Origin of the sequence: Saccharothrix carnea (genome assembly GCF_003014735.1) — a bacterium.
Classification (GTDB): Bacteria; Actinomycetota; Actinomycetes; order Mycobacteriales; family Pseudonocardiaceae; genus Actinosynnema; species Actinosynnema carneum.
Genome location: NZ_PYAX01000009.1, coordinates 268,039 through 294,903, shown reverse-complemented (window position 1 = coordinate 294,903; position 26,865 = coordinate 268,039). Strand labels below are relative to the sequence as shown.

The following is a 26,865-nucleotide window of genomic DNA, read 5'->3' as shown; positions in this document are numbered from 1 at the left end:
TGATCACGGTTCGAGGTCGTCGGGTGTGCGACGGGCGTCGCGTGTGCCCCGTTGGAACGCCGACAGGCCCTTGCGGACCCTCTCGGCTGACTTCTCGGGATCGACCTCGGGGAGCGGTTCGGGCGAAGGGTGGAAATCGTTGCGCACCAACTGCGGCGCCAGGTTCTGCTGACGGCGCCTGCGTGGCAGTTCGGGTCGGTCGGCGGCGGTGACGGCCGACCCCGGTTCTTCGGCGGGCCACTCGGAGGTGGCCCGCTTCCGCTGCGGCAGCTCCAGCTCGCCGCTGTGCTGCGACAGCTCGAGCTCGCCACTGCGCTGCGACAGGTCCAGCCCGCCGCTCAGTCGTTCGACCTCTGGAAGGGGATGTTCGTTGACCGCGGCCTCGGCTTGGGCCCAGAACCCCTCCAGGTCTCGGGAACTGTCGGGAAACCTGGCGTCTCGCACTGAGTCGTCGCCCTGCTCCGGGATCTCGTGGAACGAGCGGCGCGGCAGCTGCCGGGTCTCGGCGGGCTCCGTCGCCGTGGTGGGGCCCGCGACGATCGCGGACGGGATGAGGACCATCGCCAGCGTGCCGCCGTAGGGCGATTCGCGCAGCTCGACGTGGATGCCGCGGCGGGCGGCCAGCCGGGCGACCACGAACAGGCCCAGGCGCGACTCGCCGCGCAGGCGCATCGCGTCGAACTCCGGCGGGTCGGCCAGCATCGCGTTGTGCTGCTCGCGGTCCTCGGGGTTGATGCCCAGGCCGTGGTCCTCGATCTCGACCACGATCCCCTGCGGCACCTCGCTGGCGTGCACCTGCACCTGCGAGCGCGGCGAGGAGAACGCGGTGGCGTTGTCCACCAGCTCGGCGATCAGGTGGATGGTGTCGGCGACGGCGGCGCCCACCAGCGCGGTGTCCGGCACGGGGTTCACCTTGACCCGCACGTACTGCTCGGTCTCGGCGACGGCGGCGCGCAGCACGTCGAGCAGCCGCACGGGCTTGCGCCACTGCCTGCCCGGCTGCTCACCCGCGAGGATGATCAGGTTCTCCGCGTTGCGCCGAGCGCGGGTGGCGAGGTGGTCGAGCTGGAACAGCGCGTCGAGCTGCTCGGGGTTCTCCTCCTCGCGCTCCAGCTTGTCCAGGATCTTCAGCTGGCGGTGCACCAGGCCCTGGTTACGGTGCGCGATGTCGAGGAAGACCCGGTTCACACCTTCGCGCGCCTGGCTCTCCTTGACGGCCGCGGCGACGGCGGTGTACTGGGCGGCGTTGAACGCGTCCGCCACCTGGCCGATCTCGTCGCTGCCGTAGTCCAGCGGCGGCACCTCGACCTCGACGTCGACGTGCTTGCCCTCGCGGAGCCGGTCGACGATGTCGGGCAGCCGTTCGTGCGCCAGGGTCAGCGAGTCCTTCTTCAACGCCGCCAGGCGCGTGATCAGGGCCCGGTTGACCAGGCGGTTCGACGTGCGGATCGCGATCAGGATGCCGATGATCACGGCGAGCAGCGCGACCAGGCTGCCGATCAGCACGGTGCGGAACTTGCTCTCACCGCGGGCCATGGTGACGTTCACGGCGCTGGATGCCTGTTCGCTGACCAGTGAGGTCAGCTCGTCGGAGATCGGGCCGCTGACGTTCTGCCACTCCTGCAGCGACCCGGCGTCCGAGGGCTTCTCGCCGCTCTGGATCAGCCTGCCCTCGAACTCGACCAGCCGCTTCCACGCGTCGCCCTCGATCATGAACTGGTAGTGCTCGCGCACTTCCGGCCGGGCGTAGGGGGCGATCGACTCGTAGGAGGAGTGGTAGGCGCCGACGAGGTTGGCGAACTCGATGTGCTCCTCCGCGGACGAGAACTCGCCGGCGGCCAGGGCGCTCGACGCGAGCGACGTGGCGCGGGACATCCAGTCGGCGGCCTTGAAGTACTCGGTGGCGGTGATGGCGCCCTTCACGGACTCGTGGTCCGGCACCACGCGGGCCTGCACGCTGAACAGCGCGTCACCGGCGTCGAGGAGGCTGTTGTAGTACGTGTAGATCTCGGACTTCGACGCGCGTCCCGCTTCGAGGGCCGACCGGCGCTGCGGCAGCTGGTCCAGCAGCACGTTGAGCGCGTTGATCTTGTCGACGATCTCCTGCGGCGCCTGGGACGCCAGCTCGTCGAACGCCGCGCGCATGTCGTCGACGGCGTTGTCGGTCTCGGCCTGCTGCACCTCGAGGTCGCTGGTGCCGCGGCCGGGCTGGCTCAGCACGGTCATGCTGAGCTCGCGCTCCTTCTGCAGCGCGGCGAACGTCTGGACCGCCGGGATCGACGCGTCCTTCACGCCGGAGGCGACGGCTCGGAGGTAGAAGCCGTCGAACAGGGTGTACGACGAGAACAGCGCCCACATGATGAGCAGGACGATGCTGGGGACGACGACGACGCCGGTGAGTCGTGAGCGGATCGTCTTGTAGTTCGTCTCCGTGGTGCTCTTCTGCTTCACAGCGCTCCGCAGCCTCGTCCGTTGCCTGGTCAGCGCAGCACTAGGAACGCTGCCTCTTCTTCACCCGATCGGCGACGGAACGGTAACACTCGAAGATCATTATTACGAAGAGACAGCGATCACTTGCGCCACGCGACGATGAGGTTACCCAGTCGAGTGATGCCGCGAACAGGGGGCCGATGTGAACTTCTCCGCACCGGCCCCCCGACTTTCACGGCTTCGGCACCGAAACGGCGTTGTACGTCGTCGTGGGCGTGGGCGGTGTCGTGAAGCGGGCGTTGGGCAGGTAGAGCCGGCCCGCGAACGACGCGACCGTGGTCGGCACGTCGAACCGGGGGTCGGTGACCTTGGTCACGAGCGACCCGGTCGAACCGTCCCTGGCCAGGGAAAACACGGCGACGGTGTTCAGCCGGTTCTGCACGACGTAGAGCGTGCGGCGCTCGACCAGCAGCCCGTCGCCGTTGGTCAGGACCTCGCCGCCCAGGTCGACGGCGGTCGTCACGCCGGTGCGCGCGTCCACCCGGTGCAGTTGGCCGGTGTTGCTCTGGACGATCAACAGCGCTTTGCCGTCCGGGGTCTCCGCGATGCCGTTGGCGTTGTTGACGCCGGGGGTCAGCACGAAGTCACCGGTCAGCGGAATCGCGGTGTGCGACTCGGGCAACTCGCCGTGCCGACCGAACGTGACGCGATACAGCACCGCCTTGCGCGAGTCGGTGAAGTACGCGGCGTCGTCGGTGATCACGACATCGTTGACGAAAGTATTCGCGTCGGAAGCGAACTCGTAGGACTTGAGGATCTCTCCCGTTCGAGCGTCGACCACCCGCCCGTCACCACCGGCCCCACCGGCCACGAACAGCCGCTTGCGCCGATCGACCTTCAACCCGACCGACGCCGTCCCGGGCCCCTGGCTGAACACCTCACCGCGTCCGGTGCGGAGGTCGACGCGGAACAGGTCCCCATCGGCCCTCGACCCGAAGTAGGCGGTCGGCGCGGCCCCGATCGCGATGCCCTCGGGCAGGAACCCGTCCGGCAACCCGAACTCGGCGGGGAACGGGCGTGCTTGCGCTGCGGCGGCCGGCGCGGCGGCGACGAGGGAAACCCCCAGCACCACGGCTGCCAGCGCACCGAGTGTGCGTTGCATGAGCACTCCTTCTCGCTTTGCGGCGGTCCCGGGAGTGTTTCGCAACGCTCGGCACGCGGTGAAGCCCGCCGCGCGCGTGACGCGGCATCTACAGCGAACCGACAGGAGCCGGGCCAACGGGCACCCGGCTGGGAGGGCGCGGGGTTGGTACGACGAGTCGAACACCGCTCCGACCGACACGCCGTCGTGCGACACCAAGGCCCTCAACCTGTCGTCGCGCAGAACGCCGACCTCTTTCGACAGCGACCGCTCCGGCCTCGTGGACAGGCGAGCGACCACCGCGGACAGCGCGATGGGCAGACCGCCGCAGAGTCGGGCAAGTTCCCGGGCCGCTTCGGGGTCCGACGTGACACGCGGACCGAGCGCGCGCTGGAGGTACTCGACGGAGGTGTTCTCGTCGAACTCGTCCACCTGGACGAACCTCGCTTGTCCCGAGTGTCGACGAAGCGAGCCCGAGACGAGTAGTGACATCCGGGCGACATCAGGTGTCTCCCAGTGCGCCCCCCGTGAGACGCAGAAGATAGGGGTCGGTTGAGATAACGAACGGGTAACGGTCAGGTCGCGGACTGGGTGCGGTACGTATGCCAGTGTGTCCACCGCCCACCGGCGGTCGGGGTTCAACGCACACATGCGCGTACCTACGACGAGGTGACACATCCATGACGCGAAACCAGGGGCGGCACCGCTTCTCCCGGCGCACGAAGCTGACTGCCGGCGTGACCGGGTTGGCGCTCACGATCGGCCTGGCCGTCGCGATCAGCACCACCGGCGATCAGGGCACCGCCCAGGCGGACGGGGCGGACATCTCCCTGTTCGTCGACATCACGAAGCAGCAGCGCAACGTGAAGGCGCCCCGGGCGCAACGCGGTGCCAGCACGGGCACGTTCACCGTGGACTGCGGCCGGAACGAGAACGGGCACTTCAACCCGGACAACTTCATCGCGCAGCCGGGCGTCCGCAACGGCGCCGAGCACCTGCACGACTACGTGGGCAACGTGTCGACCGACGCCGACTCGACCGACGAGAGCCTGCTCGAAGCCGACACCACCTGCAAGAACGGCGACAAGTCCGCCTACTTCTGGCCGGTGGTGCGGATCGACCGCGAGAACGAGGACGAGGAGCCGGGCGAGCCGGCGGGCGCCGAGGTGGAATGCCCCGACGTGCAGCGCAAGCTGCGCAACGTGCCCCGTCAGGCCAAGGCCGAGGTCGACCGCAACCTCCAGGCGATGAAGGACCAGATCGCCGAGGCCAACACCAAGCTCAAGGCCGCCGACGTCGACGACCCGAACTTCGTCAACAACACCGTGCTCCGGCCGTTGCGGGACAAGAGGACCGCGTCGATCGACCGCATCGTGCAGGCGATCGACCGGGTCGCCGAACGCCCGCGCGGCCTGAAGAGGCTCGCGCCGTGCACGGTGAAGGACGGCGACGCCAACGACGCGAAGGTCGCCGAAGCGGCTCAGGAAGCCGAGGCGGACGCGCCGGAGAAGGGTGACGGCAAGAGCGCCAGCGACGAGAACGAGCTGCCCGGCAACGAGGGCGAGATCCAGCGCCCCGAGGTCGTCGACATCACCTTCCGCGGCAGCCCCGTCGGCAGGGTGGAGCCGATGCCGCAGTTCCTGCGCGTCCTCTACGGCGACGCCAAGGTCTCCACGAACGGCCCGAAAAACGCCCGCAAGTCGTGGACCTGCACCGGGTTCGAGGACAAGGTGCTGATCGACAAGTACCCGATCTGCCCGGAAGGCAGCAAGGTCAAGCGCGTCCACGACTTCGCCAGCTGCTGGGACGGCAAGAACACCGACAGCGCCAACCACCGCGACCACATCGTCTACCCGAACGAGAACGGCAAGTGCCCGCGCGGCTTCAAGGCCGTGCCGCAGTTGCGGATCAGCCTGACCTACGACATCCCGCGTGACGTCCAGGTCGCCGGGCAGTACGCGGTCGACGCGTTCCCGCAGGAGGAGCACAACCCGTTCTCCGACCACGACGACTTCGCCAACGTGATGTCCCAGGAGATCATGAACCGGCTGGTGCAGTGCGTGAACTCCGGCCGCCGGTGCAAGGAGTGACCGTGATCCAGGCGAACTTCGCGTCCGGTGTGGACGAACTGCGTGCCGCCGAGGACGTGCGACGGCTGCTCGACCGCCTCACCGCAGCCCAGGACGCCACTCTCGTGCACACGGACTGCCCGGACCACCACGTGCGGGTCGGGGTGCGCGGCGACCGCGGTGCGATGCTGTTCACCGACGTGATCACCGGTTCGTGGGCCAGTCTCGGCGAGGGCCCGCGCCGACGTCCCCGGTACGCCGGGGTCGACTTCCCCACCCACTGCGAGATCCCGATCGCCGACCTCGCCGTCGCGATCGAGGAGTTCCTCGCCACCGGACAGCGTCCGACGCTCGTCCCGTGGCAGCAGGTGAGGTGAGGAAGACGCCATCCCCGGCCTGCGCGGCGGCGGGTCGGGGATGGCCCCTGCCGGAGCGCGTCCCGCTGCCACTGCACTGAGTCGAAGCGGACTACGGTCGAGGGGCTCACCCCGCTTGCAGTGCCAGGTACAGGTCGACCCGTTCGGTGAACTCCGACAGGTCCACGCCCAGCAGGTCCTCCACCCGCCCCACCCGGTAGCGCAGGGTGTTCACGTGGACGTGCAGGCGCGCGGCGGCCGTGGTCCACGAGCCCGAGCAGTCGAGGAACACGCGCAGCGTGCCGACCAGGTCCGAGCCGTGCACGGCGTCGTAGTCCAGGACCGGGCCCAGCAGCCGTCGACGCAGCGAGCGGCGCAGTTCCTCCGGCACGCCGGCCAGCAGCAGTTGGTGCAGGGCGATCTCCTCCCCCGCCACCACGCACGTCCGACCGGTCCGCCGTTCACCCAGGCGTCTCGCGTGCGACGCCTCCTCCGCCGCGCCGCGCAGCCCCGCGTGCCCGACCGGTGACGAGATCCCGACCAGCACCCTGGTCGAGCGCAGACCCGGTTCCAGCGTCCGCAACGCCGACCGCACCCCATCGGTCCAAGACCCGGACGGTGCCAGCGCGTACACCTCCGCGCCGACCGCGGCCACCAGGAACGTCGACGTGACGGCCGCCAGCACTTCCTCCACCAGGGCGACGGCCTGCTCGACCTGCCCGTCCGACATCGACGCCGCCAGCACCCGCAGCGGCGCGTCGGGGTCCCAGCCGACTGCCGCGATCCGCGCGGCCACGTCGCCACCGGCGAGCACCTGCCGCAGCAGGGGGCCGGCGGCGCGGTTCTCGATCTCCCGCCCCTGCACGACCCGCGCCCGCTCCACGCCGACCAGGCTGGCCAGCTCGGCGGCCACCTCGTCCTGCGCGCGGTCGCCGGAGACCACGAGGATCCAGGACGTCAGCCGCGATCCGCCGCGCGCGGACACCGGCAGCAACGTCGTGCCGCGCACCACCCTCGGCAGCCGGTCGGCCACCAGGAACTCGCGCACCAGCGCCGCCGGCTCCGGCAGTTCGGGCCCGGCGACGACGTGACCCGTGCACGACAGCACCCAGCACGGCGCGTCCAGCTCCGCCGCCCCGGCCGCCACCAGCTCGGACAGCCCGCCGCCGTCCGCCACCACGGTCAGCAGCCGCCGGTGCCTGCCGAGCAACGCGCCCGCGTCACCCACCCGTTCGGCCGCCAGCTCCAGCACCACGCGTTCGGTGATGGCCGCGAACGACAGGTCGACCGGTACCGCCAACAGCGGTACGCCGTGCCGTTCACACGCCTCCACCAGCGCCGCGGGCAATTCACCGGCATCGGGTGGGCTGGCCGCCAACGCGGCGACCCCCGCCGCCGCCAAGGAAGTGACGAACTTTTCACAATCGGCCGCCGACCGATGCCACAACAGCCCGGAAAGCACCAGCTCACCACCGGACAGGTAGCGGGCCGGATCGGGCAGTTCGGTGCCGTAGAGCCTGGTCACGGGCCTGTCCAAGGACTCGGCACCGACCACGAGGCGAAGTCGGAGTTCCGGCATCCCGAGCAGGCTCCGAACCAGCAACACGGGCGCCTCCTCCACGTCATCTCGCCGGTTTACCTTCGTCCGATCGTGTTTGTAGGAAAGCACAAATCCCCTCATCGTAGGAGCCTGGGATTCATGCGCACCGCCGTAGCCGATCACCGTCCCCGCTCTGTGTACTGGCTCACACACCGCGCACTCCACCCATCGAGGTAGCTGATGGATTTCCTCCGCCCCGACACCCTCGCCGAGGCGCTGGCCCTGAAGGCGCAGCGCCCGGACGCCGTGCCCATCGCCGGCGGCACGGACGTGATGGTGGAGCTGAACTTCGACCACCGCCGCCCGGCCGCCCTGCTCGACCTGACCCGGATCGCCGAACTCCGCTCCTGGGACGTCGACGGCGGCGACCACGGCGACGACCACGGCACGGTGCGCATCGGCTCCGGTGTCCCGTACACGCGGATCATCGACGAGCTGGGTGAGCGCCTGCCCGGGTTGGCGATGGCGTCCCGCACGGTCGGCTCGCCGCAGATCCGCAACCGCGGCACGGTCGGCGGCAACCTGGGCGCCGCCTCGCCCGCCGGTGACACGCACCCCGTGCTGCTCGCCGCCGACGCGACCGTCGAGGCCGCCTCCACCAGGGGCACCCGGCTCATCCCGGCCACCGGGTTCTACCTGGGCGTGAAGCGCCACGCGCTGGAGCCGGACGAGCTGATCACGGCGGTCCACGTGCCGACCACGCGGGCACCCCAGCAGTTCGCCAAGGTCGGCACGCGCAACGCCATGGTGATCGCGGTGTGCTCGTTCGCCGTCGCACTACACCCGGAGCAGCACCGGGTCGGCGCCGCGGTCGGCAGCGCCGCGCCCACGCCGCGCCGCGCGTCGGCGGCCGAGGAGTTCCTGTCCGCCGAGCTGACCGCCACCAACCAGTGGGACTCGCCGAAACCGCTGCCGGACTCGGTGAAACGGCGGTTCGGCGAACTCGTGGCGCAGGCCGCGAGCCCCATCGACGACGTGCGCGGCTCGGCCGCGTACCGCAAGCACGCCCTCTCCGTGCTGGCCCGCCGCACGCTCGACTGGGCCTGGCGCGACTACTCCGAGAAGGTGGCCTGACCATGCGCGTGAACGTGACGGTGAACGGCGAGCCGAAGCAGGCCGACGACGTGTGGGAGGGCGAGAGCCTGCTCTTCCTGCTGCGGGAGCGACTGGGTCTGCCCGGCTCGAAGAACGCCTGCGAGCAGGGCGAGTGCGGTTCGTGCACGGTGTACCTGGACAACACGCCGGTGTGCTCCTGTCTGGTGGCCGCGGGCCAAGTGCAGGACCGCGAGGTCCGGACGGTCGAAGGACTGGCCGATGGTGACCGGCTCGACCCCGTCCAGGAGGCGTTCGTGGAGGCGGGCGCGGTGCAGTGCGGGTTCTGCACGCCCGGTCTGGTGGTCGCCGCGCACGACCTGCTCGACCGGGTGCCACGACCGAGCGACCCGGAGATCCGCGAGGCGCTGGCCGGCAACCTGTGCCGCTGCACGGGCTACGAGAAGATCCTCGACGCCGTGCGGCTGGCGGCGACCCGCAAGGCGGACCCGGAGAGCGCGGCCCGATGACACCGACCATCCTCGACGGTGTCGCGGTGGCCACGGTGGACGCCGCGGGCACCGAGCACGCGTTCGGCCACGTCGTCATCGAGCACGGCCGGATCACCGCCGTGGGCCCCGGCCAGGCGCCCAAGCCGACCGGCCCGCACACGTGGGTCGACGGCAGCGGCTGCCTGGTCACGCCCGGTCTGGTCAACACCCACCACCACCTCTACCAATGGGCCACCCGGGGCCTCGCCCAGGACGCCACCCTGTTCGAGTGGTTGACCGCGCTGTACCCGGTGTGGCGCGGCCTGGACGCCGAGATCACGCACTCGGCCGCCTCCGCAGGGCTGGCCAGGCTCGCGACCACCGGCTGCACGACCGCCGCAGACCACCACTACGTCCACCCGCGCGAAGGCGGCGACCAGTTCGCCGCCCTGGTCGGGGCGGGCCGGCGCATCGGCATCCGCCTGCACGCCATCCGCGGCTCGATGGACCGCGGCCGGTCGCACGGCGGCCTGCCACCGGACAACCTGGTCGAGGACACCGAAGCCGCGCTGCTGGCCACTGAGAAGTCCATCGCCGACTACCACGACACGAGCCCGGACGCCCTCGTCCGGGTGGCAGTCGGGCCGTGCTCGCCGTTCTCGGTCAGCGCCGAGCTGATGACCGGTGCGGCGGAACTGGCCCGCGCCAAGGGCGTCCGGCTGCACACCCACCTCGCCGAGACCGTCGACGAGGAGGACCAGTGCCAGGCCGAGTACGGCTGCACGCCCACCGAGTACGCCGAGCGCCTCGGCTGGCTCGGTGACGACGTGTGGCTCGCGCACACCGTGCACCTGTCACCCGATGCGGTGAAGCGGCTGGGCGCGACCGGCACCGGCAGCGCGCACTGCCCCACCTCCAACGGCCGGCTGGGCACCGGTATCGCCCCGGTCCGCGACCTGCTCGACGCGGGCGCCCCGGTCGGCCTCGGCGTGGACGGCGCCGCGTCCAACGAGTCCGGCGGGATGGTCGAGGAGCTGCACCAAGCCCTGCTGCAGGCCAGGCAGCGCGGCGGCCCGCGGGCGCTGGACGTCCGCCAGGCGCTGTGGCTGGGCACCATGGGCGGCGCGCGCTGCCTCGGCCGTGAGCACGAGATCGGCTCCGTCGAGCCGGGCAAGCTCGCCGACCTGGCCGTGTGGCGGCTCGACGGTCTCGACCACGCGGGCATCGACGACCCGGTGGCCGCCCTGGTCCTCGGGCCGCGGCCGAAGCTCAAGCTCCTGCTGGTGGGCGGCCGGACCGTGGTGGACGACGGCGAGCTGCGCACCGCCTCCGAAACCGAGCTCGCGCGCGACCTGCGCGCCGCCGCCGAGCGACTGAAGGGGACGCGATGAGCCTCACCCCCGCCGAACTGACCTCCGCCGTCACCGGTGGCATCGGCTCCAGCCCGCAGCGGCCGGACGGGAACCTCAAGGTGCGCGGCGAGTTCGCCTACGCCTCGGACCTCTGGCACGAGGACATGATCTGGGGCGCGACCCTGCGCAGCCCGCACCCGTACGCGCGGATCCTCTCGATCGACCTGACCGAAGCCCTCCGGGTGCCCGGCGTGTACGCCGTGCTCACGCACCAGGACGTGCCCGGGCAGAACCGGTACGGGCTGGAGCACAAGGACCAACCGGTGCTCGCCGAGGACGTCGTGCGCTACCAGGGCGAACCGGTCGCCCTGGTCGGCGCCGACCACCCGGAGACCGCGCAGCGCGCGATGAAGCGCATCAAGGTCGAGTACGAGGTGCTCAAGCCCGTCGTGGACATGGAGACGGCGGTCGACGACACGCCGCTGCACCCCGGCGGCAACCTCGTGCGGCACGTGCCCGTGCGGCGGGGCGACCAGCACGCGACGGCCGAGGTCGTGGTCACCGGCCGGTACGAGGTCGGGATGCAGGACCAGGCGTTCCTCGGCCCCGAGTCCGGCCTGGCCGTGCCCGCCGAGGACGGCGGCGTCGACCTCTACATCGCCACTCAGTGGCTGCACGTCGACCAGGGCCAGGTCGCGACGGCCCTGGGCCTGCCACTGGAGAAGGTGCGGCTCACGCTGTCCGGTGTCGGCGGCGCGTTCGGCGGGCGCGAGGACCTGTCCATGCAGGTGCACGCGTGCCTGCTCGCGCTGCACACCGGCAAGCCGACGAAGATGGTCTACAACCGCGAGGAGTCGTTCTACGGCCACGTGCACCGGCACCCGGCGGTGCTCTACTACGAGCACGGCGCGGACCGCACCGGCAAGCTCGTGTACGTCAAGGCGCGGATCCACCTCGACGGCGGCGCGTACGCCTCCAGCACGTCCGCCGTGGTGGCGAACGCGGCCACGCTCGGCGTGGGCCCCTACGACGTGGACAACGTGACGGTCGACTGCTGGGGCGTCTACACGAACAACCCGCCGTGCGGCGCGATGCGCGGTTTCGGCGCGGTGCAGGCCGGTTTCGCCTACGAGTCCCAGATGGACAAGCTCGCCGAGGCGCTGGGCCTGGACCCGGTCGACGTGCGGATCGTCAACGCGATGAGCGAGGGCTCGGTCATGCCGACCGGGCAGGTGGTCGACTCGGCCGCGCCCGTCGCGCAGTTGCTGAAGCTGGTGCGGGACAAGCCGATGCCGCCGCTGTCGACCACCGTCGACCTGCGGGACCTGCCCGGTGGCGTCTCCAACACCACGCACGGCGAAGGAGTGGTGCGCGGCGTGGGCTACGCCGTGGGCATCAAGAACATCTGCTTCTCCGAGGGCTACGACGACTACTCCACCGCGCGCGTCCGGTTGCAGGTGATCAACGGTGAACCGGCCGCGCTGGCGCACACGGCGGCGGCCGAGGTCGGCCAGGGCCTGGTGACGATCATGCAGCAGATCGTGCGCACCGAGCTGAGCGTGGAGCGGGTGACGATCCTGCCGATGGACACCAGCATCGGCAACGGCGGCTCCACCTCCGCCTCCCGCCAGACCTACGTCACCGGCGGCGCGGTGAAGGCCGCCTGCGCGGCCGTCCGGGAGAAGCTGGCCAAGCTCGCCGGCGGCCGCGACCCGGCGGACCTCGACCTGGCCGGGCTGCTGGGCGACGAGGTGATCGACGAGACCGTGGAGTGGCGGCACCGGGCCACCGAGCCCATCGACCCCGAGACCGGGCAGGGCAACGCCCACGTCCAGTACGGGTTCGCCGCGCACCGCGCCGTGGTGGACGTGGACGTCGAGCTCGGCCTGGTGAAGGTGGTCGAGCTGGACTGCGCGCAGGACGTCGGCAAGGCGCTCAACCCGCAGGCCGTGCTGGGCCAGATCCAGGGCGGGTCGGCGCAGGGCCTCGGCCTCGCCGTGATGGAGGAGATCCAGGTCGAGGGCGGCAAGGTGCGCAACCCGTCGTTCACCGACTACCTCATCCCGACCGTGCTCGACATGCCGCCGATGAGCATCGACGTGCTCGAACTGGCCGACCCGAACGCGCCCTACGGTGTGCGCGGCGTCGGTGAGCCGCCCACGATCTCCTCCACCCCGGCGATCGTCGCGGCCATCCGCGCCGCCACCGGCCTCGCCCTGACCCGCGTGCCCGTGAGACCGGAGCACATCACCGGCACCTGATCCGGCCACCGGGCCGGCACCCGATCCCCGCGCCCGTCGCCATCCCGAACGACGCGGCGCGTACGCGCACGCCCCGAGGAGCACCCCATGACCACGTCCGTGTCCCCCGAGCACGCCTGGCTGCGCGAGTCGATCGAGCTCGCCACCCGCAACGTCGCCGAAGGCGGCGGGCCGTTCGGCGCGGTGATCATCCGAGCCGGAGAGGTGATCGCCACCGGCACCAACCAGGTGACCCCGACGCTCGACCCGACCGCGCACGCCGAGGTGGTCGCGATCCGGGCGGCCTGCCAGGCCATCGGCGACTTCCGGCTCACCGGCTGCGTGCTCGTGTCCTCGTGCGAGCCGTGCCCGCTGTGCCTGTCCGCCGCGCTCTGGGCGCGGGTGGACCGGGTCGTCTACGCCGCCGACCGGCACGACGCCGCCACGGCCGGGTTCGACGACCGCGAGTTCTACGAGCTGTTCGGCCGGCCGCGCGAGACCTGGAGCATGCCGGTGCGGCAGGTCTCCACGGGCGAGGCCACCGCGCCGTTCGCGGCGTGGCTGTCCCGCACCGACCGCGTCGACTACTAGCCGGAGGAAACGCGGAAGGCGCTGTGGACAAGTTCCCGGAGCTGACACGACGACGGAGGCGGAGCCCGACCCGACCGCGCTCCGGGCCAGGGTCACCGCGGCTAAGCGCCTAGCAGTCCCCGTTCGTAGGCCACCGCCACGGCGGCGGCGCGGTCCTTCACGCCGAGCTTGGCGTAGACGTGCACCAAGTGCGTCTTCACCGTCGCCTCGCTGATGAAGAGCTTCGCCGCCGCCTCGCGGTTCGTGCTGCCGCGCGCGATCAGGCCCAGCACCTCCACCTCGCGGTCGCTCAACGGCTCCGCCACGGGCTGCCGCACCTGCCCCACCAGCCTGGTCGCCACGGACGGTGACAGCACCGCCTCTCCCCTGGCCGCCGAACGCACCGCCCGGAACAGCTCGTCACGAGGCGTGTCCTTCAACAGGTAGCCCGTCGCACCCGCCTTGATCGCGGGCAGCACGTCACTGTCCGTGTCGTACGTGGTCAGCACCAGCACCCGGGTCGGACAGCCGCGCAGCCGCTCGATGGCCGTGACGCCGTCCACACCGGGCATCCGCAGGTCCATCAGCACGACGTCCGGCCGCAGCGCCAGCACCACGGTCACCGCCTCCGCGCCGTCCGCCGCCTCACCCACCACGTCGACGTCACCGGCGCTCGCGAGCATCCCGCGCAGCCCGTCGCGCACCACCGGGTGGTCGTCCACGATCACCACGCGGATCACGGCGCCACCTCGGCCGGGATCGCGGGCACCGACGCCGACACCGCCGTGCCGCCGCCCGGCTCGGACTCCACGACCAGCGCGCCCGCCAGGCGGGACACCCGCTGCCGCATGCCGACCAGCCCGAACCCGTCCGTCCGCGCCTCCGGGTCGAACCCCGCGCCGTCGTCGCGCACGTCCAACGTCACCACGTCCTCCATGTACGACAACGTCAACCCGACCCGGGAAGCACGCGCGTGCTTGGCGACGTTCGACAACGCCTCCTGCGCGGCACGCAGCAACGTCACCTCCACCTCGGGGTGTAGAGCGCGCGCTGCACCCGTCGTGTGGATGCACGCGGCCACCCCGGTCTGGTCCGTCCACCCCGCCGCGACCTCGGCCAGCGCGTCCGGCAGGTTCGCGTCCACCAGCGCGGGCGGGCGCAGGGCGTGCACCGAACGACGGGCCTCGGCCAGGTTCTCCCGCGCCAGCCGCAACGCGGTCTCGACGTGCCGCGGCGGGTTCTCGTCGGCTTGCAGCTGCGTGATGATGCCGGCGAAGCCCTGGGCGAGCGTGTCGTGGATCTCCCGCGCCAACCGCTGCCGCTCGTCCAGCACACCCGCCTCGCGCGCCTGGATCAGCAACTGGGCGTGCAGGCCGGCGTTCTCCTCCATCATCGCCGCCATCTCGGCGACCATCTCCTTGCGCCGCCGTGACTGCTCGGTGGTGACCAGGCCGAGCATGGTGAACGTGCCGGCGATCGTCACGATGACCAGCACGATCGCCAGGTAGATCGCGATCGCGCCGAACTCCGCCGCCGGCAGGCCGCCGTGCAGGGAGGTGGCCGCCAGCACACCGTTGGCGACCACCCCGGCGAACTTCCACCGGCCGGGCAGCACCTCGATCGCGTAGACGTACCCGGCGAAGGAGAAGAACCCGAAGATCGGCTCACGCAGCCCCAGCACCGCGTACGCGACCAGGATGCCGACGAAGAACACCGCCATCAGCCCGGTCCTCGACCGCCAGCCCGGGTGCAGGGTGAACCACCACAGCATCCACAGGCCGGTGGCCGCCGCGATGCCCACGTTGACCGCCTGGGTCTGCCACGGGTCGGGTTCGAGCGCCAGGTAGACGCCGGTCGGCAGGACCAGGACGAAGTAGGGGATGAGGTGCCCGACGGCGTCCAGGCGCTTCTCCCAGTCGTCGAGATCGGCCCTGCTCACGCGCACCCCTCACTCCCAGCGGAACGACTTCGCCGCGACCGTACCCGCTGCCACCGTGACCAGCGCCAGCACGCCGAGGTGCACCGGGTCCGGCGCGGCACCCAGCCACGAGTCCTGCAACGCCTCGACGCCCGGCGGCAGGTACTCGCCGATGGTGTTGAGGAAGTCCGGCAGCAGGAACCGGGGCAGGTACACGCCGCCGAAGAACATGACCAGCATGAACACCACGGTCGCCCACCCGCCGGCGGCCCGCGCGTTCGGCGCCCAGGCCGCGACCAGCAGGCCGATCGCGGACAGCGACAGCATGCCGAGCAGGAACGTCACCACGAACCCGAGCGGGTGGTGCGGCAGGTCGATGTCGAACACCACCCGGCCCACGACCATGAGCAGCACGACCGAGAGCACGCCCGCGATCACGTTGACGAGCACCTGCGCCACCAGCAGGCGTGCCGGGTGGACCGGGGTGGTGGAGAAGCGGCGCAGCACGCCCTTCTCGCGGTAGGTGGCGACCGTGGTGGGCAGCTTGTTCAGCCCCAGGAACGCCAGCGTGACCACGACCAGCGAGGACATGTAGGCGTCGATGAACCGCTGGTTGTCGAAGTTCGGGTCGGGGGTGCGCAACGCGGGGATCGCGCCGAGCACCGATAGCAGGATGGCCGGGAACAGGACCGCGAACACGACCATGCTCGGCTCGCGCAGGAACAACTTCCACTCGGTGTTGACGATCTTCAGCATGCTGCTACTCCGAGAGCTTGCGGCCGGTGAGGCGGATGAAGGCGTCGTCCAGGCCCGCCTGCTCGATGCGCAGGTCGGCGGCGACGATCTGGTTGCGGGCGAGGACGGACGTGACGGCGTGCAGCAGGTTGCCGGTGCCGGTCACGATGAGCTGCGGACCGTGCCGCTCGACCCGCGTGACCTCGGGCAGGTCCGCGAGCAGCGTCACGTCCAACGGCGTGGCGGGCCGGAACTTGACCCGCTGCTCACCGTCCACCCGGGACACGAGCCCGGCGGGGCTGTCGACGGCGACCAGCTTGCCCGCGTCGATCAGGGCGATCCGGTCGCACAGCCGCTCGGCCTCTTCCATGAAGTGGGTGACCAGGACGACCGTGACGCCGGTGTCGCGGACCTGCTCGACCAGTTCCCACGTGTCGCGGCGGGCCTGCGGGTCCAGGCCGGTGGTGAGCTCGTCCAGCACGGCGACCTTGGGCTTGCCGATCAGCGCCAGCGCGATGGAGACGCGTTGCTTCTGACCGCCGGAGAGCTTGCGGTACTCGGTCTTGGCGCGGTCGGCCAGGCCCAGGCGTGCCAGCAGCTCCCGCCAGTCGGCCGGGTCGCGGTAGAACGACGCGTACAGGTCCAGCGCCTCGCCGACCCGGATGCGGTCGGGCAGGTCGCTCTGCTGCAGCTGCGCGCCCAGCCGGGTGCGCAGCTCCGCCCGGTCACGTCGCGGGTCCAGACCGTCGACCCTGATCGTGCCGCCGTCCGGTGAGCGCAGGCCCTCCACGCACTCCACCGTCGTCGTCTTCCCCGCCCCGTTCGGGCCGAGGATGCCGAAGATCTCCCCCTCGTCGACGGTGAACGAGACACCGTCCACCGCGACCTTCCGGTCGTAGGTCTTGACGAGGTCTTCCACCTCGATGATCGCCATGCCACCAGCGTCGTCGTGAAGGCGCCCGACCGGATCACACGGCGGGCCACACCTCGCATCAACCGATCGGTTGATCTTCCCGTAGACCACCCTGATCCGCCCTCAGGGGTGGACCTGAGCGTTGAATTCAGGGGTCCCGAGCGTTGGACTCACGCGTGCTGAGCGTTGGACTCTCGCGGGGTCAGGGGATGGTGATGGCCTTCATCCGGTCGATCTCGTCGGTCTGGGACACGGCCACGTCGTTGGCCATCTCCTCGACCCGCACGTCACTGCCCGACGACAGCACCTCGGTCGCCATCCGGACGGCACCCTCGTGGTGGGCGATCATCAGCTGGAGGAAGAGCCGGTCGAAGTCCGCGCCGCGCGCCGCCTCCAGCGCGGCCAGCTGCTCGTCGGTGGCCATGCCCGGCATCGACCGGTGGTCGACCTCCGGCAGCCGGGTGCTGTGGCCGTGCGCGGGCGCGTTCTCCGCGTACTGACGCTGCCACTGCTCCATCCCGGCGATTTCCGGACCCTGGGTGTCGTGGATCCGCGACGCCAAGCCGCGCACGGTCTCGTTCTGCGCGCGTTCCGGTGCCAGGGCGGTCATCTGCAGCGCCTGTCGGTGGTGGACGATCATGCGGGCCACGTACTGCAGGTCCGCCTCGCTCGGCGCGACCCAGCGATCGGTGCCGAAATCCTCGGGCGCCAAAGTTCGCGCTTGCTCGCCGGGCCCCTGCGGCGCGATGATCGGAGGCTGGTCGTCCGGCTGGGACGTACAGCCCGCGAGGACGGCCACCAACACCGCGACGAACACGATCCGCATCCCGCTACCCCCTAGAACCTCCGGTCGGCCGCCAACGTACCCGGCGGTCCCACCTGCCGGAAGTCAGAAATTTACCGACGATCGGGTCTGGTACTTAGCCTTGCGAACGGGTGATACTGCGGACCCTGCACCGGGTTGGAAGGGGAACCTGAAGTGGAAGTACGAGATGTGACCCGCCGCCGCAGAAGGCCGGCAGCCGTCCTGGGCGCGTTCGCGCTCAGCCTGTCGGTCATGACGTGGGCGCCGCAGGCGACCGCGGCGCCGGACGACGCGGACCTGGCCGGGCTGTCCGAGACGCAGCTGTCGAGCCAGGAGCAGCCGGCCACCGGCCTGCCCGGCGTCGACGAGATCCGCCACACGCGCAACATCAAGCACCTGGCGAACCTGCCGAAGCCGGCACCCTTCACCGCCTCCTCCACGTGGTCCGACCTGGCGTTCCAGAACGGCTACGCGTTCGACGGCAACTACGACGGCTTCGTCATCTACGACGTGCGCAACCCGCACAAGCCGTCCATCGTGAGCACGGTGTGGTGCCCGGGTTCGCAGAACGACATCTCGGTCAAGGACAACCTGCTCTTCCTGTCCACCGACTCCTCGCGCAGCGACAACTCCTGCGCCAGCACGCCGCTCTCCGCGACCAACAAGGCCGCGTGGGAGGGCATCAAGATCTTCGACATCAGCGACAAGAAGAACCCGAAGTACGTCGCCGCGGTCGAGACCCGGTGCGGTTCGCACACGCACACGCTGGTGCCGGACAAGAAGGGCAAGGACGTCTACCTGTACGTCTCGTCGTACGGGCCGAACGCGACCTTCCCGGACTGCCAGCCGCCGCACGACCTGATCAGCATCGTCAAGGTGCCGCTCAAGGACCCGGCGTCGGCCTCGCTGCTCAGCGAGACCGTGCTGTTCCCGGACGGCGGCAACCCCGGCCGTGACGGCACGATCGAGGAGGGCTACGTCCGCGCCACCTCCGGCTGCCACGACATCACCGTGTACCCGTCGAAGGACCTCGCGGCCGGCGCCTGCATGGGCGACGGCGTGCTGTGGGACATCTCCGACCGGGAGAAGCCCCGCGAGATCAGCCGCGTCCAGGACAACGTGAACTTCGCGTTCTGGCACTCGGCCACCTTCAACAACGAGGGCACCAAGGTCGTCTTCACCGACGAGCTCGGTGGCGGCAGTGCGCCGACCTGCAACGAGAAGATCGGCCCGACCCGCGGCGCGGACGGCATCTACGACATCACCGGGCGCGGTGACGGTCGCGAGCTGGAGTTCCGCTCGTACTACAAGATCTCCCGGACCCAGGGCGACACGGAGAACTGCGTGGCGCACAACGGTTCGCTGATCCCGGTGCAGGGTCGCGACATCATGGTGCAGGCGTGGTACCAGGGCGGCATCTCGATCTGGGACTTCACCGACTCCCGCAACCCCAAGGAGATCGGCTGGTTCGAGCGCGGTCCGCTGCCCAACGGCGCGGGCGGCGGCTCGTGGTCGGCGTACTACTACAACGGCTACATCTTCTCGTCCGACATGGCCAAGGGCTTCGACGTGTTCGACATCCGCGACCCGCGGACGGCGACGGCGAAGGCCATCCGCGTCGGCGAGTTGAACGTGCAGACGCAGGGCGCGTACCGGGACCTGTTCCCGCGCTAGCCCGGACGGTCCACCCGTCGTGACACCCAGGAGGGGCCCGCCGCGCACCAGCGGCGGGCCCCTTCGCCCGCTCGGCGGTGCCCACCACGCACAACACTGCATATCCCCCCTTTTAACACCGTATTCTCGCGGCCCGGTACTCCTTGGCGGTGAATTCGTCCGCGCTGCCTCCCACTCAGCGTAGGATCGAAGCCGATTCCTCTTCACGAATTCCTCGCGAGGAGTATTTCCCATGCCGGACATGACCCTCTACCGGGGTGAGCGCGACAATGTCTGGCCGGCCCCCGCGGTGCGCCTCATCTGGGGTGGCATGACCATTCGGGACCCGTGGCCGGGTGCCCGCCTGCCGAACCAGACGGCCACCGGCGCGTGGTCGGCGCTGTCGCGGGCGATCAGCACGAGCGGCGGCGACCTGGCGGCGTTCTCCGGCACCCTGCGGGCGGCGGGCGTCTCCTACGGCCTGAACTTCACCCGCACGCCCGTGCCCGTCGACCCGGACTGCGACCACCACTACGTGGTCACGATCCACCACGCCCGCACGTTCCTGCTGCGCTACGGCGGTGTCGGCGGCTGGACGCTGGGCGACGAGGTGCCGTGGGCGGGTGACCCGGGCCTGGCCGACCAGGACTACGTGGTGCTCAACGGCCCGAGCGTGAGCCGGTCGACGGTGCTGGGTTACGGCCATTTCGCCGAGACGCCGGAAGTCACCTTGTTCACCGATGTGCCGACCAATTGGGTGACTTCCGTGAACGGCCAGCCGATCGGTGCGCGCGGAGTGCGCGTTTTGACCGATTCGGCGCTTTCCGACGACGAACGGCTCAGGTTGACGAAATTGCGCCGCCCGTAGCGCCCCGTCACACCCCGACGACCATCAGCCTGCCGATCGCGAGGTCGAGCGCGACGGTCGTGCCGGGCGGGAAGTCGGCCGCCCGGCCGGACGGCTGGTCGACCCGCACCACCTGGTCGTCACCGTCGAGCCGCACGGACAACCTGGTCACCGGCCCGAGGAAGCTCTGCGTGAGCACGTTGCCGGTCAACGCGCCGTCTGCGGGACCGCTGTGCCGGGTGATGCCGATGTCCTCCGGCCGCACGATCACCTTGACCTCGCCGGTCAGCCCGTCCGCGGCGTCGGTGTCCAGCCGGTAGGCGCCCAGCCGCACGCAGCCCGCCCCGGCGAGGCCGTGCACCGCGTTGGTCACGCCGACGAACTGCGCCACGAACGCCGACGCGGGCTCCCGGTACACGACCGCGGGCGCGTCCAGCTGTTCCAGCCTGCCCTGCGACATCACGCCGACCCGGTCGGAGACGGCCAGCGCCTCCTCCTGGTCGTGCGTGACGAACAGCGTGGTCATGCCCAGCTCGGTCTGGATGCGCCGGATCTCGTCACGCAGGGTCACCCGCACCTTGGCGTCCAGCGCGGACAGCGGTTCGTCCAGCAGCAGCACGCGCGGCTGGATGGCCAGCGCACGGGCCAGCGCCACGCGTTGCTGCTGGCCGCCCGACAGCTGGTGCGGGTACCGCTTGCCCAGGTGCGAGAGCCCCACCAGCTCCAGCAGTTCGGCGACCCGCCCGACCCGGTCCGGCACCTTGCGCAGCCTCAGGCCGAACGCCACGTTCTGCGTCACGGTCATGTTCGGGAACAGGCTGTAGGCCTGGAACACCATGCCCATGTCCCGCTTGTTCGCCGGCACGCGGGTGATGTCGCGGCCGTCCACCAGGACGGTGCCCGAGTCGGCGGTCTCGAACCCGGCGACGATGCGCAACGCGGTCGTCTTGCCGCAGCCGCTGGGCCCGAGCAGGCTGACCAGCTCGCCCTCGGCGAGTTCCAGGTCGAGCCCGTCGAGCGCGGTCTGGCCGCCGAACGACTTGCGCAGCCCGTCCAGACGCAGGTAACCCATGGTCAGCCTTCCTCGACGGCGGTGTCCCGCCGCCGCCCGCCGATGAACGAGAGCAGGAACAACAGCGCGAACGCGAACAGCAGGCTCAGCAGCGACACCGCGATCGACACGCCCGCGTCGCGCTTGCCGAGCAGGTTGACCCGCACCTGCAACGTGTCGAAGTTCAGCAGCGACGCGATGGTGAACTCGCCGAGCACCAGCGCCACGGACAGCAGCGACGCGCCGATCAGCGAGGTGCGGATGTTGGGCACCACGACCCGCAGCAGCACCGTGCCCCAGGACGCGCCGAGGCTCCGGGCCGCTTCCGCCAGCGTCTTCAGGTCGATGGCGGACAGGCCCGCGTCGATCGCCCGGTAGGCGAACGGCAGCACCAGCACCGCGTACGCGAACGTCAACGTCAACGGCGAGTCACCGAGGAAGTAATTCACCCACGCGTACAGCGGCGCCATGCCCACCACCAGCACGATCGCCGGGATCGCGACCGGCAGCAGGCACAGGAACTCCACGAGCCTCCGCAGCGCCGGCAGCCGGAGCCTGATCCACGTCATCGTCGGCACCAGCAGCACCAGCACGACCAGCGAACTGGTCACCGCCAGCTGCACCGACACCAGGATCGCCTCGACCAGGTCCGGGTCGTCCACGATCGCCGCCCACGACGCGAGGCTGCGCGTGCCGCCCGTGCCGCGGGTGGAGAACTCCGCCATCGCGACCAGCGGCAGCAGGAAGAACGCCCCGAGCACGAGCAGGATCACGGTCCGCGCGACTCTCGCCTGCCTGGTCACCGCTGCCACCGGGCGAACCTCCGCTGCAGCAACGCGTACAGGCCCATCGCCACCCCGACCACCACGATCATGCCCAGGCCGAGCGCCTTGCCGAGGTTCTCCCGACCCAGCAGCACCTCGCCGGTGAGGAAGCCCCGGATCTGCAGCGGCACGATCGGGCTGCCCTGCGACACCAGCGCCGCCGCCGTGGCGTACGCGGAGAACGCGTTGGCGAACAGCAGCAACACCGCGCCGAGGAACGCGGGCAGCAGGATCGGGCCGCCGACGTGCCGCCAGTAGGTCCACGACGAGCCGCCGAGGCTGTCCACCGCCTCACGCCACTGCGGCCGCAGGCCGTCCAGCGCGGGCAGGAACACGATGACCATCAGCGGGATCTGGAAGAACGTGTAGACCAGGGTCAGGCCGGGCAGCTCGAACAGCCACGCGCCGGTGGTGAACAGGTCGACGCCGAACGTGTCGCGCAGGAACCGCGTGACGAAACCCTGGAAGCCGATCGTGGCCAGGAACGCGAACGCCAGCGGCACGCCGCCGAACTGGGCGAGCACACCCGCCCCGGCCACCACCACGCGGCGCAGCAGTCCTTCCCGCCTGCCCACCGCGACCGCCCACGACAGCAGCGCGCCGAGCACCGCGCCGAGCAGGGCCGTGATCGCGGACAGCTCCACGCTGCGCAGGAACGCCTGGAGGTACACGCCCCGGGTCAGGTCGACCAGGTTGTCGAGCGTGAACGAGCCGTCCGAGTCCTGGAACGACCCGGCCAGGACCAGCGCGGTCGGGTACACCAGGAACGTGCCGACGTAGGCCAAGAACGGCACCACGACCAGCCACGCCAACCAGCTCCGGCCGGGCCCGCGGCCGGGAGAAGCCTTGTCGGCTCCCCCGGCCGCGGTCGTGACGGGTGCGACCACCGGTCAGCCCACCGCCTGCGCCCACGTGGCGGCCAGCACCTGCTTGGCCTTGTCCGACTGCTCCTGGGTCGGGAACACCTGCTTCTCCGACGTCTTGGGCAGCTTCGCCGCCGCGGCCGCGTCGACCGTGCCGGACTTGGTCATCGCGTCCATCCGCACGGGCCGCGACAGGCCCTTGAGGAAGATGTTCTGCCCCTTGTCGGAGTACAGGAACTCCTGCCACAGGCGCGCGGCGGCCGGGTGCGGCGCGTCGGAGTTGATTGCCTGGTTGTAGTAGCCGCCCACCTGCGCCTCGGCCGGGACGACGACCTTCCAGTCGACCTTGCCCGCGAGCTTGGCGGTCTGCGCGGCGTTGGTGTAGTCCCAGTCGATGACGACCGGCGTCTGCCCGGACTCGATGGTGGCCGGTGACGGGTCGACGGGCAGGAAGTTGCCCGCGGCCTTGAGCTGCTTGAAGAACTCCACGCCCGGCGCGATGTCGTCGGCCGAGCCGCCGTTGCCGAGCGCGGCCATGACCACGCCGGAGAACGCGGCACCGGCCTGCGTCGGGTCGCCGTTGAGCGCGACCTTGCCCTGGTACTCGGGCTTGAGCAGGTCCTTGACCGAGGTCGGTGCGGGCACCTTGGCGGCGTCGTAGCCGATGGACATGAAGCCGCCGTAGTCGCCGTAGTACAGCCCGGAGGGCTCCTTCAGCTCGTCGGGGATGTCGGCCCAGGTCCGCACCTGGTACGGCGCGAACATCGCGGTGTTGGCCAGCGCCACGGTCAGGCCGAGGTCGAACACGTCGGGTGCGCGGTCGCCGCCCTTGAGCTGGTTGGCGGCGTTGATCTCGTCCTGGCTGGACGCGTCGGGCTGCGCCGAGTCGACCTCGATGCCGTACTCGGCCTCGAACGCGGAGATCATCTCGCCGTAGTTGGCCCAGTCCGGCGGCAGCGCGATGACGTTGAGCTTGCCCTCCTCCTTCGCGGCCTCGACGAGCTTGTCGAACCCGCCGAACTCGGCGGCGGACTTCGCGGTGGCCGCCGGGGTGTCGCTCGCGGCGCCGTCCTTGGGCGGCGGCGTGCCGCACGCGGCGACCAAGGCCAGCGCGGTGACGCCGACGCCGACCGACCGCAGGACTCGGGTGTGGTTCACGGGTCGAACCTTCCTCGGGGTTTTTCCGGAAACGACCAGAACGCTGGCCCAGCGGAGGATTCGGGACGTCCCGCGCACTTGTCAAGCCAGGGGTTCGACGAGGAAATTCCAAGTGGTCACGCAATGTCCGGTCGGTTAACGGCGATACCGGGCGGATCGGCCCGGATCAGCCCACGGACCCCGCCGGACGGCGTACTCGGCACCGTCCGCACTCACCCTCGGGAGCCTGGCACTGGGCCGTTCGGACGGTCGGCGCTCGGAAAGGGATGAATCCCCGACCCGATTTTTGCCGAATTGTCTACTCACCTTTCCGGGTGCGGTAACGGGTGCCCACCGGCCTTCGACACCCGGTTGTCACGTGACGGAAATGCCCGAATGCCTGCCGAACCCTGAATGAAGGGCAGCTCCATGCGTCACCCACGAAGATTCCTAGTGCTGGCTGCCGTCAGCACGCTCCTGATCCCCCTGGTCGGCACCCCGAGTGCGTCCGCCGCCCCTGTTTCCGGCGAGAACGTGCTCTACACGCGGGACGCCGACTTCGACCAAGGCGTGCTGCAGGACGTCAACCACGACGCCCCGAACAACGACCAGCTCCAGCTCAACCGCCAGAGCGTGTTCTTCCCCTACGTCAACGTCGCCGCCTCCGCGCGCGGCACGATGGTCCGCATCGACGTGAACACCGGCGAGATCGTCGGCGAGTGGTTGTCCGCGCCGGACGGCCAGGGCCGCAACCCGTCGCGCACCACCGTGGACAAGCTCGGCAACACGTGGCTGTCCAACCGCAACGAGGCGAGCGGCGGTCGCGGGTCGGTGACCCGGGTCGGCGTCATCCGCGGCGGCACCCGGACGAACGCGGACGGCACGCCCGACCCCGCCGGCGACTACCTGCAGGGCCCGTTCGGCTACAACACCTGCGTCGACCGCGACCAGGACGGCCTGTACGCCACGTCGCGCGGCCTCGGCGACATCCGGCCGTGGACCAACGCGGGCGGCGCCGACGCCAACGGCGGTGTCACCACGGCGGCCGACGAGTGCCTGATCACCTACAGCCGGGTCGCGGGCACGAACACCCGCACGGTGGCCGTGGACGCCAACAACGACCTCTGGACCGGTGGCTCGAACACCCAGCACCAGAAGATCTCCGGCGTCGACGGCGCACCGCTGACCGCGCCGGTCAGCTTCGGCTGCGGCGGCTACGGCGGCCTGGTCGACAAGGCGGGCACGCTGTGGTCGGCCCGGTACGGGACCAACCTGCTGCGCTACGAGCCGGACGCCGGCACGGGAGCGTGCCTGGACACCACGCACGGCGACTACGGCCTGGGCATGGACCCGGTGACCGGCGACATCTGGCACACCCAGGTCAACTCCGGCAACACGGTCAAGATGGACCCGGCGGGCACCATCCTCGGCACCTTCCCGCACGGCCACCCGCGCGCCCAGGGCGTCGCGGTCGACTCCAACGGCAACGTCTGGGTCGCCCACGCGCTCGACAACGGCACGAACACGGTCGGGCACCTGCGCACGGACGGCACGTTCGTCGGCAACGTGGTGCTGCCCGGCGGCAACGGCCCCACCGGCGTCGCGGTCGACACCAACGGCAAGGTGTGGGTCACCAACATCAACTCGAACAACGCCCAGCGCATCGACCCGGCCGCCGGTCCGGTCGGCGGCGGCGGGTTCACCGTGGGCGCGGTCGACCTGACCGTCGACCTCGGTGCCGGCGCCGGGCCGTACAACTACAGCGACATGACCGGTTCGGTGCTCGGTGAGATCACCGCGCCGGTCGGCACCTGGTCGGTGGTGCAGGACGGCGGTGTCGCGGGCCAGACCTGGGGCACGGTCACCTGGAACACCGAGGCGCAGGGCAGCGTCCCGCCGGGCACCTCGATCACGGTGGAGGCTCGCACGTCCGACACCGAGGCGGGGCTGGCCGGCGAGGCGTTCACGCCGGTGGCCAACGGGGTGGAGTTCGCCCGGGTCGGCCGGTACATCGAGGTGCGGGCGACGTTGACGGCGAGCCCGTCCGGCGACAGCCCGGTGCTCTCGGACCTGCGGATCAAGACCTCGGAGCGGACCGGCGTGTTCTCCTGCCAGGCGACCGCGCTGAACCTGGCCGGGATCGTGGTGGCGCGGGCCAACCCGCCGGACGTGCCGTGCGTCGACGACTACGAGAACGTGGCGAACGTGAACCTGTCGGCGGGCATCCTGACCGTGCGGGCCAACGCGTTGACCGCGAGCACCGACCAGACACCGGACGACCTGCTCGCCACGCCGCCCGCTCCCGGTGACGGCTCGGTGGCCGCCGCGCGGGTCGACTACACCCGCATCAGCAGCCTGCTGGTGACCATCGAGGTGGGCGTCATCCAGGCGAACGCGTCGGTGACGTGCGACGCGAACCTCAACCCGGTGTTCGCCGGTTCGTCGCAGATCGCGAGCCTGCGGATCAACGGGGTCCAGATCGCGGTGGGCAGCGCGCCGCTGACCATCCCGCTGGTCATCGGGTCGTTGCAGCTCAACAGCACCACCACCACGTCGACCAGCGTGGTGCAGCGGGCGTTCGCGCTGGACACCCTGCTGACCGACGTGGTGCTCGGTGAGGCGAGGGCCAACCTCGAACCGACCGAGCCCGGCGGCAGCCCCTGCCGGGTCTGACGCACCGAGCAGGCACACCACCGGTAGCCGCGCCGCACTACCGGTGGTGTGCCGTCCGGCTGAGAACGCACTCGTGGCCGGCGGCACCTTCCTCTGGTCCGGGGTCTGTGCCGGGCGACCGCCGGGTGGCGGCCGGGCGAGCTCCGGCGGTTGCCCGGCCGCGCG

The 26,865-nt window shown here is 70.7% G+C and carries 22 protein-coding genes; 10 read left to right on the top strand and 12 right to left on the bottom strand.

From position 1 onward, the window contains the following. Nucleotides 1-3: 3 nt before the first annotated feature. The gene (locus B0I31_RS26705; RefSeq protein ID WP_106618130.1) at nucleotides 4-2,451 is read right to left on the bottom strand and encodes a sensor histidine kinase; all 2,448 of its coding nucleotides are present in this window, start codon (nucleotides 2,449-2,451) and stop codon (nucleotides 4-6) included. Between the two features lie 211 nt (nucleotides 2,452-2,662). After that, nucleotides 2,663-4,003, bottom strand: coding sequence for an SMP-30/gluconolactonase/LRE family protein (locus tag B0I31_RS26700; protein ID WP_245950450.1), 1,341 nt, complete (start codon nucleotides 4,001-4,003; stop codon nucleotides 2,663-2,665). 248 nt (nucleotides 4,004-4,251) lie between these two features. Between B0I31_RS26700 and B0I31_RS26695 the strand changes: the two genes are divergently transcribed. Both B0I31_RS26695 and B0I31_RS26690 read left to right on the top strand, forming a co-directional pair. Then, nucleotides 4,252-5,661, top strand: a complete 1,410-nt coding sequence (locus B0I31_RS26695; protein ID WP_106618128.1) for a DUF1996 domain-containing protein — start codon at nucleotides 4,252-4,254, stop codon at nucleotides 5,659-5,661. A 2-nt stretch (nucleotides 5,662-5,663) separates the two neighbouring features. Continuing rightward, nucleotides 5,664-6,017, top strand: a complete 354-nt coding sequence (locus tag B0I31_RS26690; RefSeq protein WP_181320405.1) for an Imm1 family immunity protein — start codon at nucleotides 5,664-5,666, stop codon at nucleotides 6,015-6,017. Nucleotides 6,018-6,123: 106 nt separating this feature from the next. On the opposite strand, the gene B0I31_RS26685 is transcribed toward B0I31_RS26690, so the two are convergent. Continuing rightward, entirely contained in the window at nucleotides 6,124-7,602 is a 1,479-nt protein-coding gene (locus tag B0I31_RS26685; protein ID WP_106618257.1) for a PucR family transcriptional regulator, read from the bottom strand. A 174-nt stretch (nucleotides 7,603-7,776) separates the two neighbouring features. On the opposite strand from B0I31_RS26685, the gene B0I31_RS26680 reads away from it, so the two are divergent. The 5 genes from B0I31_RS26680 to B0I31_RS26660 all read left to right on the top strand — a co-directional run bounded on the left by B0I31_RS26680 (nucleotide 7,777) and on the right by B0I31_RS26660 (nucleotide 13,302). After that, nucleotides 7,777-8,670, top strand: coding sequence for an FAD binding domain-containing protein (locus B0I31_RS26680; RefSeq protein WP_106618126.1), 894 nt, complete (start codon nucleotides 7,777-7,779; stop codon nucleotides 8,668-8,670). 2 nt (nucleotides 8,671-8,672) lie between these two features. Further along, complete coding sequence (locus B0I31_RS26675; protein ID WP_106618125.1) at nucleotides 8,673-9,158, top strand: (2Fe-2S)-binding protein; 486 nt, start codon at nucleotides 8,673-8,675, stop codon at nucleotides 9,156-9,158. Beyond that, nucleotides 9,155-10,510: an 8-oxoguanine deaminase gene (locus B0I31_RS26670; RefSeq protein ID WP_106618124.1), complete on the top strand. Its 1,356-nt coding sequence runs from the start codon at nucleotides 9,155-9,157 to the stop codon at nucleotides 10,508-10,510. The genes B0I31_RS26675 and B0I31_RS26670 overlap by 4 nt, the downstream gene beginning before the upstream one ends. Beyond that, nucleotides 10,507-12,732: a xanthine dehydrogenase subunit D gene (gene pucD, locus B0I31_RS26665; protein WP_106618123.1), complete on the top strand. Its 2,226-nt coding sequence runs from the start codon at nucleotides 10,507-10,509 to the stop codon at nucleotides 12,730-12,732. Before B0I31_RS26670 ends, pucD begins: the two co-directional genes overlap by 4 nt. Nucleotides 12,733-12,819: 87 nt before the next feature. After that, nucleotides 12,820-13,302 carry a nucleoside deaminase gene (locus B0I31_RS26660; RefSeq protein WP_106618122.1) on the top strand — a complete coding sequence of 161 codons (483 nt, stop codon included), beginning with the start codon at nucleotides 12,820-12,822 and terminating at the stop codon, nucleotides 13,300-13,302. 101 nt (nucleotides 13,303-13,403) lie between these two features. On the opposite strand, the gene B0I31_RS26655 is transcribed toward B0I31_RS26660, so the two are convergent. From B0I31_RS26655 to B0I31_RS26635, 5 genes are all read right to left on the bottom strand, one after another. Then, on the bottom strand, nucleotides 13,404-14,021 hold the full coding sequence (locus tag B0I31_RS26655) for a response regulator (RefSeq protein ID WP_106618121.1): 618 nt from the start codon (nucleotides 14,019-14,021) through the stop codon (nucleotides 13,404-13,406). Continuing rightward, nucleotides 14,018-15,220: a sensor histidine kinase gene (locus B0I31_RS26650; RefSeq protein WP_245950448.1), complete on the bottom strand. Its 1,203-nt coding sequence runs from the start codon at nucleotides 15,218-15,220 to the stop codon at nucleotides 14,018-14,020. The genes B0I31_RS26655 and B0I31_RS26650 overlap by 4 nt, the downstream gene beginning before the upstream one ends. Nucleotides 15,221-15,229: 9 nt before the next feature. Next, nucleotides 15,230-15,955 carry an ABC transporter permease gene (locus tag B0I31_RS26645; RefSeq protein ID WP_106618120.1) on the bottom strand — a complete coding sequence of 242 codons (726 nt, stop codon included), beginning with the start codon at nucleotides 15,953-15,955 and terminating at the stop codon, nucleotides 15,230-15,232. Between the two features lie 4 nt (nucleotides 15,956-15,959). After that, the gene (locus B0I31_RS26640; protein ID WP_106618119.1) at nucleotides 15,960-16,868 is read right to left on the bottom strand and encodes an ABC transporter ATP-binding protein; all 909 of its coding nucleotides are present in this window, start codon (nucleotides 16,866-16,868) and stop codon (nucleotides 15,960-15,962) included. 181 nt (nucleotides 16,869-17,049) lie between these two features. After that, complete coding sequence (locus tag B0I31_RS26635; protein ID WP_106618118.1) at nucleotides 17,050-17,673, bottom strand: DUF305 domain-containing protein; 624 nt, start codon at nucleotides 17,671-17,673, stop codon at nucleotides 17,050-17,052. 231 nt (nucleotides 17,674-17,904) lie between these two features. On the opposite strand from B0I31_RS26635, the gene B0I31_RS26630 reads away from it, so the two are divergent. Together B0I31_RS26630 and B0I31_RS26625 are read left to right on the top strand one after the other, a co-directional pair. After that, nucleotides 17,905-19,326 (top strand): LVIVD repeat-containing protein, encoded by a 1,422-nt coding sequence (locus B0I31_RS26630; RefSeq protein WP_425444406.1) that lies wholly within the window; start codon nucleotides 17,905-17,907, stop codon nucleotides 19,324-19,326. A 310-nt stretch (nucleotides 19,327-19,636) separates the two neighbouring features. Then, nucleotides 19,637-20,173 carry a hypothetical protein gene (locus tag B0I31_RS26625; protein WP_146173957.1) on the top strand — a complete coding sequence of 179 codons (537 nt, stop codon included), beginning with the start codon at nucleotides 19,637-19,639 and terminating at the stop codon, nucleotides 20,171-20,173. 7 nt (nucleotides 20,174-20,180) lie between these two features. Here B0I31_RS26625 and B0I31_RS26620 read toward each other — a convergent pair whose 3' ends face one another. Genes B0I31_RS26620 through B0I31_RS26605 form a run of 4 tightly spaced genes read right to left on the bottom strand, consistent with a single transcriptional unit; the run spans nucleotide 20,181 to nucleotide 24,048 of the window. After that, nucleotides 20,181-21,224, bottom strand: a complete 1,044-nt coding sequence (locus B0I31_RS26620; RefSeq protein ID WP_106618115.1) for an ABC transporter ATP-binding protein — start codon at nucleotides 21,222-21,224, stop codon at nucleotides 20,181-20,183. Nucleotides 21,225-21,226: 2 nt separating this feature from the next. After that, entirely contained in the window at nucleotides 21,227-22,015 is a 789-nt protein-coding gene (locus B0I31_RS26615) for an ABC transporter permease (RefSeq protein WP_245950446.1), read from the bottom strand. Continuing rightward, nucleotides 22,003-22,914, bottom strand: coding sequence for an ABC transporter permease (locus B0I31_RS26610; RefSeq protein WP_106618114.1), 912 nt, complete (start codon nucleotides 22,912-22,914; stop codon nucleotides 22,003-22,005). Before B0I31_RS26610 ends, B0I31_RS26615 begins: the two co-directional genes overlap by 13 nt. Before the next feature lie 3 nt (nucleotides 22,915-22,917). Next, a complete protein-coding gene (locus B0I31_RS26605) occupies nucleotides 22,918-24,048 on the bottom strand; it encodes an ABC transporter substrate-binding protein (protein WP_106618113.1) in 1,131 nt (376 codons plus the stop codon). A 432-nt stretch (nucleotides 24,049-24,480) separates the two neighbouring features. Between B0I31_RS26605 and B0I31_RS26600 the strand changes: the two genes are divergently transcribed. Further along, nucleotides 24,481-26,700 (top strand): NHL repeat-containing protein, encoded by a 2,220-nt coding sequence (locus tag B0I31_RS26600; protein ID WP_219910807.1) that lies wholly within the window; start codon nucleotides 24,481-24,483, stop codon nucleotides 26,698-26,700. Nucleotides 26,701-26,865 lie beyond the last annotated feature (165 nt).